The organism is Thermatribacter velox (assembly GCF_038396615.1).
Lineage (GTDB): Bacteria > Atribacterota > Atribacteria > Atribacterales > Thermatribacteraceae > Thermatribacter > Thermatribacter velox.
This window is the reverse complement of sequence record NZ_CP121689.1, coordinates 342,261-355,089: the sequence shown is the minus strand read 5'-3', so window position 1 is coordinate 355,089 and position 12,829 is coordinate 342,261. Positions and strand designations below refer to the sequence as shown.

At 47.0% G+C, this 12,829-nt stretch carries 14 protein-coding genes and 1 tRNA gene; 2 read left to right on the top strand and 13 right to left on the bottom strand.

Annotated features, from left to right (window positions below; translation table 11 throughout):
- Window positions 1–14: 14 nt before the first annotated feature.
- A complete protein-coding gene (locus QBE54_RS01760; RefSeq protein WP_369018647.1) occupies window positions 15–506 on the top strand; it encodes a ferritin in 492 nt (163 codons plus the stop codon).
- Between the two features lie 18 nt (window positions 507–524).
- On the opposite strand, the gene QBE54_RS01755 is transcribed toward QBE54_RS01760, so the two are convergent.
- Both QBE54_RS01755 and QBE54_RS01750 read right to left on the bottom strand, forming a co-directional pair.
- Window positions 525–950 carry a PaaI family thioesterase gene (locus QBE54_RS01755; RefSeq protein WP_369018646.1) on the bottom strand — a complete coding sequence of 142 codons (426 nt, stop codon included), beginning with the start codon at window positions 948–950 and terminating at the stop codon, window positions 525–527.
- A 21-nt stretch (window positions 951–971) separates the two neighbouring features.
- A tRNA-Gln gene (locus tag QBE54_RS01750) sits at window positions 972–1,045 on the bottom strand.
- A gap of 177 nt (window positions 1,046–1,222) precedes the next feature.
- Between QBE54_RS01750 and QBE54_RS01745 the strand changes: the two genes are divergently transcribed.
- On the top strand, window positions 1,223–1,654 hold the full coding sequence (locus QBE54_RS01745; RefSeq protein WP_369018645.1) for an OsmC family protein: 432 nt from the start codon (window positions 1,223–1,225) through the stop codon (window positions 1,652–1,654).
- An 85-nt stretch (window positions 1,655–1,739) separates the two neighbouring features.
- Here the strand turns inward: QBE54_RS01745 and gltX are convergent, their stop codons facing one another.
- The 11 genes from gltX to QBE54_RS01690 are packed head-to-tail and all read right to left on the bottom strand — an operon-like array spanning window position 1,740 to window position 12,828.
- Window positions 1,740–3,215 carry a glutamate--tRNA ligase gene (gene gltX, locus QBE54_RS01740; RefSeq protein ID WP_369018644.1) on the bottom strand — a complete coding sequence of 492 codons (1,476 nt, stop codon included), beginning with the start codon at window positions 3,213–3,215 and terminating at the stop codon, window positions 1,740–1,742.
- A complete protein-coding gene (locus QBE54_RS01735) occupies window positions 3,212–3,619 on the bottom strand; it encodes a PaaI family thioesterase (RefSeq protein ID WP_369018643.1) in 408 nt (135 codons plus the stop codon). Before QBE54_RS01735 ends, gltX begins: the two co-directional genes overlap by 4 nt.
- A 7-nt stretch (window positions 3,620–3,626) precedes the next feature.
- Window positions 3,627–4,757 carry a divergent polysaccharide deacetylase family protein gene (locus QBE54_RS01730; protein ID WP_369018642.1) on the bottom strand — a complete coding sequence of 377 codons (1,131 nt, stop codon included), beginning with the start codon at window positions 4,755–4,757 and terminating at the stop codon, window positions 3,627–3,629.
- Window positions 4,726–5,901 (bottom strand): S41 family peptidase, encoded by a 1,176-nt coding sequence (locus QBE54_RS01725; protein WP_369018641.1) that lies wholly within the window; start codon window positions 5,899–5,901, stop codon window positions 4,726–4,728. The genes QBE54_RS01730 and QBE54_RS01725 overlap by 32 nt, the downstream gene beginning before the upstream one ends.
- Before the next feature lie 22 nt (window positions 5,902–5,923).
- Window positions 5,924–7,153 carry a murein hydrolase activator EnvC gene (locus QBE54_RS01720; protein ID WP_369018640.1) on the bottom strand — a complete coding sequence of 410 codons (1,230 nt, stop codon included), beginning with the start codon at window positions 7,151–7,153 and terminating at the stop codon, window positions 5,924–5,926.
- On the bottom strand, window positions 7,153–8,016 hold the full coding sequence (locus QBE54_RS01715) for a cell division protein FtsX (protein ID WP_369018639.1): 864 nt from the start codon (window positions 8,014–8,016) through the stop codon (window positions 7,153–7,155). Before QBE54_RS01715 ends, QBE54_RS01720 begins: the two co-directional genes overlap by 1 nt.
- Window positions 8,013–8,720, bottom strand: a complete 708-nt coding sequence (locus QBE54_RS01710) for a cell division ATP-binding protein FtsE (RefSeq protein WP_369018638.1) — start codon at window positions 8,718–8,720, stop codon at window positions 8,013–8,015. The genes QBE54_RS01715 and QBE54_RS01710 overlap by 4 nt, the downstream gene beginning before the upstream one ends.
- 36 nt (window positions 8,721–8,756) lie before the next feature.
- Window positions 8,757–9,509, bottom strand: a complete 753-nt coding sequence (locus tag QBE54_RS01705; RefSeq protein ID WP_369018637.1) for a WecB/TagA/CpsF family glycosyltransferase — start codon at window positions 9,507–9,509, stop codon at window positions 8,757–8,759.
- On the bottom strand, window positions 9,499–10,590 hold the full coding sequence (gene csaB / locus QBE54_RS01700) for a polysaccharide pyruvyl transferase CsaB (RefSeq protein ID WP_369018636.1): 1,092 nt from the start codon (window positions 10,588–10,590) through the stop codon (window positions 9,499–9,501). The genes QBE54_RS01705 and csaB overlap by 11 nt, the downstream gene beginning before the upstream one ends.
- 4 nt (window positions 10,591–10,594) lie before the next feature.
- Window positions 10,595–12,460, bottom strand: coding sequence for a DUF5693 family protein (locus tag QBE54_RS01695; protein ID WP_369018635.1), 1,866 nt, complete (start codon window positions 12,458–12,460; stop codon window positions 10,595–10,597).
- Complete coding sequence (locus tag QBE54_RS01690; RefSeq protein ID WP_369018634.1) at window positions 12,460–12,828, bottom strand: biotin/lipoyl-containing protein; 369 nt, start codon at window positions 12,826–12,828, stop codon at window positions 12,460–12,462. The genes QBE54_RS01695 and QBE54_RS01690 overlap by 1 nt, the downstream gene beginning before the upstream one ends.
- Window position 12,829: the final 1 nt, after the last annotated feature.

Here is a 12,829-nt window from a genome sequence, read left to right as displayed (position 1 = left end):
AGGAGGAAGTGGAAATGTTGAGCAAAAAACTCGAAGAAGCCTTAAACGAGCAAATCAAAAACGAACTCTACTCGGCTTACCTCTACCTGGCCATGGCTGCTCAGTGCGAAGCCCAGAATCTGAACGGTTTTGCCCACTGGCTTAAGGTTCAGGCTAAAGAGGAAATTGGCCACGGTATGAAAATTTATGACTTTGTCAACGACCGGGGAGGAAGGGTTATTCTGAAAGCTATCGAGCAACCCCCGGTGGAATTCGGCACTCCTTTAGACATGTTTAAAAAGGTACTGGAGCACGAGCAAAAAGTGACTTCCATGATTAACCAGCTCTACGAGCTCGCCAAGCAAGAGAACGACTACCCAGCCCAGGTAATGCTGCAGTGGTTTATCGATGAGCAAGTGGAAGAAGAGAAGAATGCTTCCTACATCCTGGCCCTGCTGAATTACACAGAAGGCAAAGGTCAGGGTCTTGTGCTGCTAGACCGAGAACTTGGAAAAAGAGAAGGATAAATAACTGGTTGGAGGGGGTTATTCCCCCTCCTTTTTAGGGGGCCTTCTATAGCAGAGGGCTCGTGCTATGGCCACTGTTTCTTCACCTTCTTCTGCGTTACAAAATACCCGGATATCGTAAATGCCAGTTTTTCTGGTTAGTGCCACTTCTTGTGCTTCGGCAATTAAGGAAGCCTCTTTAACCGGTTTAATGTAGTTAACCTGCACACTCATGGCTACTGCATCCTCAAGGTGGGAATTGCAAGCCAGCTCAAAAGCTTCATCAATGAGAGCAAAAATGCATCCTCCGTGCACCACATCGAAAATATTGTAATAGCGAGCGTCGGCCTCAAGCTTTACTCTGGCGTAACCTTCTCTGAGTTCCAGAAGTGAAAAGCGGAATAAATTAGCGAAGGGCTCTTTCTGAAAGCGTTTCTTGAGCTGTTCCAGTTTCTGAGTACTCACAACCAACCTCAAAAAAAGAATTGGCTGAGAGGGGTGGATTCGAACCACCACTACGTGATCCAGAGTCACGCGTCCTACCCTTAGACGACCTCTCAGCTCAGGCAAGCATTATCTTATCATTCTCAAGCCCTTTTTTCAATACCCAACTGGCTCAAGCTGAAAAGCGCTTCAGGGAACAAGGTGCAATTTACCACCAAAACAGGAATTTAAGCCCCCAACCGGGGTTTTAAAAAGTAAACCAAAACACTTTAGTGCGAAAAGGAGTGATTGAAATGCTCAGAAGAACATCACGAGCAATCTGGATGGGAAATCTCAAAGAAGGAAAGGGTACAGTTGAGCTTGGTAGTGGAGCTTTTAAAGGTAGTTATTCTTTCAGGTCGCGTTTTGAAAATGGGAGTGGAACCAATCCCGAAGAGCTTATTGCCGCAGCACATGCAGGATGTTTCGCGATGGCGCTTTCACACCTTCTATCTGAAAGTGGTTATACCCCGGAAAAAGTGGAAGCCCAGGCTACCATTAGCATGGAAGCCGTGGAAGGAGGATTTAAAATCAAAAGTAGCCATCTTGAATGTACAACCCGCGTTCCCGGGATAAGCGAGGAAGAGTTCTTGAATATTGCCCAGAAGGCCAAAGCAACCTGTCCAGTAAGCGTTTTGCTTTCCAGTATTGACATTACACTTTCTGCTCGCCTGGAGCAAAATTAAACCTCTTCAAATTCTCCCTTTAGGGGAGTGGCAATCAGGACGCACCGTCCTGAATTCCACTCCCCACCAGGAAATACAACCCCCATTAAGAAAGCATAGTAAGAGTTCTTTCGATTCTACTTATGACCCGTTCTTTTCCAAGCACTTCCAGTAGTTCAAAAAGTCCTGGACCAACCCGCTTACCGGACACTGCAACTCGAAGAGGATGAATCAATTTTGCCGCCTTGACTCCTAACTCTGAAGCGGTACTTCTCACTACTTCTTCCAGCTCAGAAGCCGTAAAGGTATCTAACTCCTTAAAGCGTTTCAGGCAAACCTCCAGACGTTCCCGAGCCCCAGCTTCTTTGAGCACCTTTTCAACTGCCTCTTCGTCATAGGGATAATCTTCTTTGAAAAAGTAAATCGCTTCTTCAATAAGCTGTGCCAGGTATTTAATGCGTTCCCGCATAATGTCCAGTACCTTCTTACAATACTCCCGAAACGCTTCATCAGCGAAATCCACACCAGAGAGTCCGTTTTTGGGTGCAATTTCCAGAAAAATCTCCAGTAAATAATCAAGGGAGGCTTCCCGAATGTATAATCCATTCATCCAGTTAAGCTTGTCGAGGTCAAAAACTGCGGCACGCTTGGTTACCCGCTCTATCGAAAAACCTTCTATAATTTCTTCCCGGGTAAAAATCTCTTTTTCCTCTTCCCCGCTTGCCCAACTCAAGCGCGCCAGATAATTGAACAAAGCATCGGGGAGATACCCTTTATCACGATAATAGGTCACCGAGGGTGAACCATGGCGCTTGCTAAGTCGGGTTTTGTCTTTACCCAGAATCATGGGAATATGTGCAAAACTGGGCAACGGAAAACCCAGAGCTTTGTAAAGCAGTACTTGGCGCGGTGTGTTGGAAATATGATCGTCCCCTCTGATTACATGGGTTATCTTCATCAGCGCATCGTCAACCACGCAAGCAAAGTTGTAAGTTGGCATACCATCAGATTTGAGTATTACAAAGTCATCCAGTTCCTGATTCTCAAATTCTACTTCACCCCGAAGAAGGTCCAGAAAAGTAGTTTTTCCTTCTGGTATAAAAAAGCGCAAAACGGGCTTACGGCCCTCGGCAAGTAGGGCTTCTTTTTTGCTTTCGGTGAGAGAAAGACACAACCTGTCGTAACGCCAGCTTCTCCCGGAAGCAATGGTCTTTTGCCTGCGCTCCTCAAGCTCCTCTGGCGTACAAAAACAGTGATAGGCTAATCCTGCATCGAGGAGCTTTTGCGCGTATTCTCGGTAAAAATGTAAACGTTGGCTCTGAAAGTAAGGCCCATAATCACCGCCTACTTCCGGTCCTTCATCCCAGTTAAGGCCTAACCAACGCAGGCCTTCCAGAATTACCTCCACCGATTCTTCGGTAGAGCGAGCAACGTCTGTATCTTCAATCCGCAGAATAAAAACTCCTCCATACTTCCTGGCAAAAAGCCAGTTAAAAAGGGCAGTGCGCGCTCCCCCCAGGTGCAGAAAACCGGTTGGACTGGGAGCAAAACGCACCCTAACTGTATCGCTAACTTGGGTCATTTTCTAATCACTCCTTGTCTGGGAATAACGAATATTCCTTTTCCAGAGGCCACAACTTTGCCATCCTGAACAATTTCCCCGAAAACCTCTATAATTCGTCCCGAAACCTTTTCCACTTTGCCTCGCAAAAGAACCGGATGACCAGTCAGGCAGGGATGGTGATACTTCACCTCCAGTGAACCAGTTACCGCAAGTAACCCATCGCTTTTCACGCTGTGCGACATCACTTCGTCAAGCAGAGAAGCCACAATACCCCCATGAGCCACGCCCTGAAAACCCTGAAAAAACCAGGGAACGACCGTTTCTCCAACCGTATATTCCCCTTCTTTTCTAAAATCAATTTTCAAACCTATGGGATTATCTTTGCCACACAGAAAACAGCGGTTGTTATCAACAAAAGCCATGCCTCTCTTACTCCTTTCTTCCAAGATACAAAAGTAAATCCGAGATAAACACCCACCCCAAATCCTGTTCCTGCCCTATTTCCTTCGCGAACTTCGACAGAGCATTATATGTGATTTCATTCGCATGACCAATAGCCACTGCAAAGCCTCTCCGCTTAGCCAGGGAAACTGCCTCGCGAAGTTTGCCAAGAATATACTCCTCTTCAAGAACCCCGTCGATGAAAACATCTCTGCTGAGACAGGGAATACCATGTTCGAGAGCAACCTCACAAGCTACAGAGTTTGAAGAAGTTAAACTGTCAACAAAATATACTCCTTTCCTTCTGGAAAGCGCCGCAAAAAATCTTTGCATCAGTTGGGCATCCGCGGTAGCCAGAGAGCCTTTGTGGTTGTTAAGACCCCGGGCAGACTCTATGCTGGAAAAAGCCTCCTCCAGCATCTGCTCGATGCTTTCTTCCGCTGCTCCCCTTTTGAGCATAAAACTTTCACCTTTGTTCTGGGCCGGGTCTTGTGCCTCCATCGGAAAATGAATTAAAACTTCTTTTCCCTTATCCCGGGCAAGCTGACTCAAAAAAGCGGAGAGTTGAAGGTGAGGGAAAATGGCTACATTCAGCCTGATAGGCAAATCCATAAATTTCTGAGCCACAGAAGAGTTATATCCGAAATCATCAATAATGAGAGCCAGCTTATAAGCAGGCAGTAACCTGACCTCAAAATCTAACCAGGGCCAAAATTCCCTGAAAAAGAGTACCCTCAAAGAGGTTCTGCTTTTCCTTATTTCCCCATAATAGTCAAGTTGCCTCAAAACATCAACAAGCCAGCTCATTCTCTGCTCAAGCTCTTTGAAAAGAGAAACATCGTCAAGAACACCCTTTGCCTGCCACTGCAACAGTTCCTCTTTCAGATTCTCTTTTATTTGAAGTCCGGCGAGATATTTCCGCGATTCATAAAACACAAAAAGTGCGAGCCATCGCCTTTCTTCTTCCGAGGAAAGGCGAGCTTCACTGGTATAAAAATTTCTTGCCCGGGTTTCCTGCTGAAAAAGCTCTCTCCCGAAGAAGAAAACCCCCAAAAAAAGGAGGACAACAATGAGTGTCAGAAACGTTCTATTCCAGGACTTCCACTGGTTCTCCGACAAGCTTTTTCACCTCATTCAGAGCTCGCTCAAGCTGTAGCTTTTCGTCCTTCTCCTCTACTTGAGGTACAATACCCTTACCATCGATATCGCTACCATCTCCAAGATAATACTTGGAAACCGTAAAAATAACCCCTCCTCCATTGGACAAAGGAAATATCTCCTGAATGACTCCCTTACCAAAGCTCTGCTCGCCCACAAGGAGTATACCTGCGTTTTTCAAATTACCAGCCATAATTTCCGCTCCACTGGCAGTCCCTTTATTGATGAGCACTACAGTCGGTTTGTCCCATTCAGGGCTGATAGGGTTTTTGAGAGTATGCCGGGCACCCTCCCGACTCTCTACAATCAAAAGAGGAACATCCTGGGGAAGAAAAAGCCCAGTAGTGAACATTGCTGTTTGCAAGAGTCCGCCTGGATTATTGCGCAAATCGACGATTAGACCCTGAATGTCATCATGGTTCAGCTCAGAAAGTGCCTTGCGCACCTGTTCAAAGGTCTTGCCATGAAACTCAAAAATACGCAAAACTGCAATCTGGTCATCGAGCTTTTCAACCTCAACACTTTTTATGACGATGACATCCCGAGTTACAGTTATATGCAGAGGTTCCGGTTCTCCCTCTCGTTCTATGGTTAAAGTAACTTGGGTGCCTCTGGGTCCTCGCAATTTCTTGACTGCATCACCAAGCGCCATACCAGCAGTAGGTTCGCCATCTATTTCCAAAATCACGTCGCCAGCCCTTACTCCAGCAGCATAGGCCGGAGAATCCACATAAGGTGAAATAACGGTAAGTTTGCCATCCTTGATAGCCACCAGAATACCCAGGCCTGAAAACTGGCCCTCAACCTGGTCACTCATTTCTATCTTGAAATCCTCTGCATCGAGATAGCGAGCATAGGGGTCCTGAGTAGCGCGAAGTAAGCCCCGAATTGCTTCTTCCATAAGTTTTTGCTCTTCAAGGCGCTCAGAAAAGAAAAATCTCTCCTTAAGAAGCTGCACGGTCTCCAGAAAGGGCTTCCAGGTTCCTGCGTCAAGACTTTCCTCTCCCAGAGAGATAGCCCAAATCCTTACCAAAGCAAAGGAAACCATTAAGCCTACTGCCAGAATGAGTACCAGAATAGTCCAAAAACGCTTGCTCAATTTCATTCGCTTTCACCCCAGATTTCCTCTAAGAGGACTTTTTCAGCCAGCGCAACGGATTGTCTTCTCTGGCATCGTTACCAATCCTTATCTCAAAGTGTAACACAGGTTGTTCGGTAAGCCCACTATTACCGACCTTGCCCAGCACGTCTCCCTTCCTAACTCTGTCTCCCGCTTTGACAGCAATGCTCTGTAAATGAGCATACATGGTGATCATCGAATTTTGGTGGTCAATAATTACCGTGTTACCGTAACCCCGCACACTGCGCGCCAGAACAACCACTCCATCATAAGGAACCACCACATTAGTTCCCAGAGGCGCTGCAATATCTATCCCTGGATTATAGAAAGGAATACCGTAAACCGGATCCTTGTATTCTCCAAACTGCTTGACTATTTTTCCTCGAACTGGCCAGTCCAGAGTTCCCAGTGCAGGCAGGGGACCCTCTACAACAGCTTCTCCTCGCCGAGCAGCTTCTTCTCTGGCCTTGCGAATTTCCTCCTGCAGTTTGGAAATGGTTGACTTTAACTCTTTCTGGGCTTTACGAAGTTCTTCCTGTTTAAGCTGGTACTGCTTTCGATTGGTAGCGATCTTTTTAAGCATTGTTTCCCGAGCTTCCCGGAGCTTCTCGAGTTTTTCTTCCTCAACGAGCAACTTTTGCTTTAAAACATTTTCCAGACGGATTCTCTGCTTGATTTCCTCAAGTTTCGCGTTCAGCAGTGAATGCTCATTAAGAAACTGAGTGATGAGCTGCTGCTCAAATTGCAGGTATTGCTTGAACAGATACCATTGTTCACCCAGAGAAACAGGGTCATCAAGGTTAAGATTAAGAAACCGCTCCCAAATCTTCTCTTCCCCACCATATTTGTAAAGAGCAACCATCGCTTTTTTCACCTGGTCTCTTTTGCTCTCTATTTCTCGAGCAATTCCCTGAGTTTCCTTTTCAAGCGCTTTGCGCTCTTTCTCAAGCGCCACAATGTTTTGGCGAGCGGAAGCCACGTCTTTCTCTATCCTTGCAATCTGCTGATCCAGTTTTTCTACTTCCTTTGCCAGATTACTTTCACTTCTGGTAAGTTCTTCGAGTTTCTGAGCCAGTTCTTTTTCCTGCTTGAGTAGCTCCTGCAATTCCTGCTCATGACGAGCAATTTCCCTCTCAAGCGAAGTCGGGTCGGCGAAGAGCGGAGCCGAAAAGCACCACCAGCAAAGAAGAAACAACAAGGCTACACCACGCCGTACAAAACGTATCCTCCCCAACATCAATATCCAACTCCTTTGAGACCCTTCCTGAAACCAAACCAGGAACCACTCAACCCAACCAGCAACCCAAATAATACATCACCAACTATCAGAATGATCATAACGTCTACAAACTGCAACAGGGGCAAAAAGGGCAAAAAATCAGCCAGGAAACGCAAAAACGCTCTCCAAAAAATCAGGCTGACACCCAGAGCAAAAGCACTGCCTATCAAGCTGCCCGCAAATCCAAACCAGAAGAAAGGTCTTCTGATAAACTTCAGGCTCGCCCCCACCCGGTGCCAGAGCTCAACTTCTTCCCTTCGCAACCAAAGAGCACCACTCACTGCATTGCTCACCATCAAGGTAGCAAAAATCAGCATCAACACACCCAAACCCCCTCCAGTAACCAGTAAAATGTAGTAGAAGGAAAGAAAGTTTCGAGCTTGAGAAGCACCAGAAAGCACCTCATCGAAGACTTCAAGACCACCAAGGTATTCTGCAAGGGGTGCAATCTCTTCCAGGTTGTTACAGGTAATTTCCAGGGCAGGGGGAAAGGGGTTATCCTGAAGCGAAAGATCTTCTCTGGTAAGACCTAAACTCTCCAGGAACCGCTTTTCAGCTTCTTGGGGAGTGACCAGAACCACTTTCCGCACCTGAGGAAAGCTCTTTATCTTGGTCAGCCACTTTTCCACTTCTTCCTGCTTTATCTCAGGCTTAAAATAGGCTTTGATAAGTAAACTCTGAACCCAGCTCTCCTGCAATTGCTGCAAACCAAAAATCCCCACCAAAAAAAAGTTGAAAAGGAATTGCACCAGAAACACACCCACCCAGGCCAGATTAAGCTGCAACCACCTTCGTCGAGCAACGCCGCTTTTTTTACTCATGACGGGAATTTACTCTCCATTGAAGTATGATTCCTGGTAATACCCACTATCCGGCCTTCTTTTATAAAAACGCAACGGGAATCAGGAACCAGTCTGGCTAAGCGATGAGTGTGAGTGGCTACCAGAACAGTTGCACGATGTTCCAGGCTGTACTCATAAAGCATTCTGAGTACAAAGCGGCTGGTTTCGGAATCCAGGTTTTTCGTGGGTTCATCAGCAAGGACAATACGCGGACGGTGAATCAGCGCCCTCCCTATGCAGAGTTTCTGGCGCTCACCACCCGAAAGTTCGCTCACCAGATGCTGCCTCTTATGCCACAAACCCAATGAACTTAAAATGTCTTTAGCCAACAAGTAAACAACCTTGCGAGGAAGTCTCAATACCTCCAGGGGAACAATCAAATTCTCGTAAACACTGCGGTAGGGAACCACCACCTGGTCTTGAAAAACAATGCCCAGATTACGACGCAAAATAGGTATCCGATGATCACCAAGGTGGTTGAGACAGCAACCATCCAGCCAGATTTCACCAGAGGTGGGCCGCTCTTCAAGGGTAACCAGCTTAAGCAAGCTGGTCTTACCAGCACCAGTTGGCCCTATCAAGAAAACCATTTCCCCTTCCTGGATTTCAAAGCTTACTTCGTGAAGGGCACGCACACCGTTTCGATACACTTTGGAAACCTTTTCAAAAAGCAGAAAGCTCACCCTGATGTCAGAACCTCTTCGCTTTTTATTTTCTCATTATACCTTATGGTTTGATTTCCGAAACTTCTGCCTCAAGACGGCAATCCCAAAACGCCAGAAAGCAGGAACAACCCTTCTCGCCCGCCATGGCTCCCGAACCAGCCGGTATAACCACTCCATGCCCCAGCGAATCATCCACTGAGGGGCTCTCTCCTTAAAACCGCTGAGGACATCAAAGCTGCCTCCTACCCCCACCATCACCCGCGACTTTAGCTCGGAGCGATACTTGTAAATCCACCGTTCCTGGCGAGGAGAACCCAAGCCGACAAAAAGGAAATCGGGATTCAAACGATTTACATCGGCAACCACTCTGTGGTCGTCGTCAAAAAAGCCGTGATGAAAACCCACTATCTGCACACCTGGAAAATCCATTCTTGCTCTCTCAACTGCTTTACGCACCACCGCCTCTTTGCTCCCCAGGAAATAGAAAGTCCAGCCCCTTTCCACCCCTCTGGCAAGAAGAGCCCGTAAAAGCTCAATACCTGCTATCCGTTCAGTCGGTTTCTTCCCCAAAAATCTGGAAGCGAGAATGATCCCTTTTCCATCGGGAACCACAAGTTCACCGGAAAGTAAAATATGGTAAAAAGAGGAATCGAGCAAACCATGGGCCATTATTTCGGGATTTAAGGTAATGACATGCATTTTTTCGTTTCGCGAAACTGCTCCTTCGATTAAAGACAGCGCTTCTTGAAAACTTCCTCCAAAAACAGGAACCCCCAGCAGGTCAAACCACCGACTATCAGGAAGCATCCCCACCTGCCCGCCTTTCCATTTCCGCAACCAGATAATTGAGCAGCGATTTTTCCGTCTCAAGATAACTCTCTACCAGGGATTGCCGAACCGCCGAAATTTTCTCTCCGAGAGAAGGGACACACTGCAAGCATTCGCTCAGTTGACGCGCCGCAAAATCGTCAAGAGCAAGCAGGTTGTTAAATCCCAGGCTGTCAGAAAAAGCCGCAATCTTGGGATCTATATCAAAGGCAAACCAGGGTATTCCGAACAAGGTGGCTATTATCAAAGGATGCAAGCGCATTGAAAAAACCATCTTTAGAGAAGAAAAATAATCCCATATCTCCTGCGGTTTAGAAAAAACTCTGTATGAACATCCCGCTCTTCTTGCAATTTCCGAAAGGAAGCGCCCATCTCTTGCTTCGTGAAAAGCCACAATCTCTACCCTTTCCCCACTGAGCTTGGCGAAAGACTGCAGTTCCCGGGAAACCTTTTCCATAGTCAGCCCCTCAGAACGCAGGAAAAAGGCAACTCGTTCGCCCGAAGGGTTCCGAGCTGGCAGGCGATTAGACCAGTAAAGCACCGGATCGCCCCCCAGTACTACTACCTCTTCCAAACCTCTCAAAGAGGTGAGATACTGAAAGGTTTCGGTATCGCGGGCAACGAACAGAGAAACCTTTTGCAACAGTGCATTAACCATCACGCGGCTGAGGGTGCGCTCCAGGGGACCCAGACCGCATCCATAAAAAATGACTTTTTTGCGCCAGCAAAGAGCCAGTCGCAGAAGAAAGAGATAATAAAGAAGAGAACGAAAACTGGTTTTATCCTGAAGCAAGCTCCCCCCAGCAACCATCACGAAATCAGCCCTGCGTAAAGCCCTGAAAATTGCTAACCACTCTTTGCGCTCTACAATTTGGACCTTACCAGGAAAAGCTATCAGCGGCTGTGTTGAAGCATAAAGCACTTCTATGGAAAAAGGCACACCAGTTTTTTCACTAATTTGGGAAAGCGTCTCTATGCTGGCCAGAAGGCTTAACTCGTCACCCCAGTTTCCAAACCCGTAATAACCCAGGAGAAAAAAGCGTACACCCCGAGAAGACAAACGGTTATTCACCCCAGCTTTTTATGTAATCCCATACCCACAAAAAGAATTTCAAGACCAGAAAATACACTGCAAATACTGGAAAGCTCAGCAAAAGGGCGTTAAAGAAACGAAGCAGGGTAAACAAAAAAGGTGTGTGCAGATGACAGAATGAGTTAAAGAACGTCGTAAATCCAATACCAACCGCAATCCAGAGTCCCAAACGATAAACCGGTAAAATCTCCCGCTTTTGCAGCCACCAAACCAGCCAGAGCGCCGGGTATCCTACCAGGAACTCTTTGGTGCGAGGACGAGCAAACAGCAATTTTTCCAGCACCAGACGCATTTTGAGTTCCAGGTCAGAAGCAGGAAGCAGGGGAAAATTGCCCGACCTGAACAGGTAAAAAGCAAAGCCAACTGCAAACAAACCAGCCAGGAAAAGCTCCACTCTCCGTAAGCGCCCCAGAAAAACCTGCTCCAGGGTAACGCCTGACAAACCAGCTCTAAAGTAATAGAGCACTATTATGAATAGAGGTACCAACAAGGATACTTTAACCCCCTGGTACTGCTCTATACGCAGGACAAAAAGAGGATTGTACAGCGTTGATGCGACAATAAAACCCCCTGCGAAGGCTAAACCAAAAGCGGTTAGCAACTTCAAAAGGAATGGTCGGTGTTTGAGTGCAGGGTCCATTAAGAAAAGCACCGGTAAGGCGGGACAAAAAACCCCTGCCAGCATCCCCAGCAAGGTAACGCCCTGGAGCCAGCTTCGGGCAACCACCAAGCATAAAAAGCCCAGCACAGGCAATCCCAACCAAAAGCCCCGGGGGAAGAAAAACCAGAATACCAAAGAAGCAACCACAGATACCAGCCCACAGAAAACAAATAATAAGGGATAAGAAACCCTGAAATCCCGGGGAGTACCTGCTGAACCCAGCTCAAAACCAGCCTTAAGCAACGATGACCTGAGTTTGCTGAGGTATTCCAGGTTCTGTTCCAGAGGCCTGGGAGCGAGATCCCTGAAAAAACGCACATACAAGACACCCACTGAGCGCTCTTTCACCGCCCGCAGAAATCTCTCCACCGCCTCAGGAGGAGTATAGCGCTTGAGTTCTTCAAGGGGAATGCTGTGCACTCTAACCACAGAAGAATAAGGCAGGGAATGAGCCAGATACAGCTCACCGCGCTGGCCCACAAACTCCAGATACCCCCAGTAAAGAGAACGTTTCTGGAAAAACTCTACTACGCTATTCAGGTTTTCAGAGCTACCAAAACCAAGCACTTCCTCCCCACTAAAAATAACGCCTTTACCCAGACCCCAGAATTCTTCCTGGAGATATCTCTTCAAATTGTCAGCAGGAAAAAAGGGCCAGTTTCGAGGACGGAAAATCACCCCATAGCCTTCTTCTTTAAGCTGGGCAAGCAACTCTACATCAAAACCTGTGCCCAGCCGTTCTTCTTCTTCGGGAAAAACATTGCTACCCAGAACATGAGTGTCCACAACCCTGACTTTTTTACCAAGAAGTAAAAGTTGTCTTTCAATACGCTGAGCCAGGTCAGCACTGGAAACGCGAAAATACCGCAAGCCATCCTCTCCATCAGGGAACTGGATTAACTGAATCAAACCTCTGTCTCTCAAATCTTTAAAAGAAGGTTCGCTCACACCCACGGTCTGGAAACCTTGTTTCTTGAGTTCCTGAAGGAGAGAAAAGACGTTAGTGCCTGTGATACCTGCCAGGTAGGTAACATCGTTAAAATCAACTACCAGTTCGACTTTTTTCCTGGAGAGCTCGTCCCGGATCCTAACCCCAAGGAGAGGCAGGCTAAAGAGCAAAGTCAGGATGAGTAGTAACCACCCCAAAAGAAGCCTTTTGTTTTCAACGGAACGCATTAACGCAACTCCTCAATCTCCGCCAGAGGATCTCCATGGTCGACAACGTCATTCTCTTCAACATAAACCTGGGTAACCGTTCCAGCATTCTCAACCACGATTTCGTTCTCCATTTTCATGGCTTCCAATACAAAAGCAACATGTCCTGCCTCAATCTTCTGCCCCTTCTGGACATTAACTTCCAGAATTCTGCCTGGCATGGGAGCCCGCAGTGTAGTGGTTACCTTAAGGGAAGACCCAGAAGTGCTTTGTGACTCCACCTTACGCTCCGGTTTCTGAATTTTCAATTGAGGAACGGTTTCTTCCTGTAGCTCACTGACTTCAACTTCAAATTCTTCTCCATTTATGCGAACTCGAAACCTGCGCATT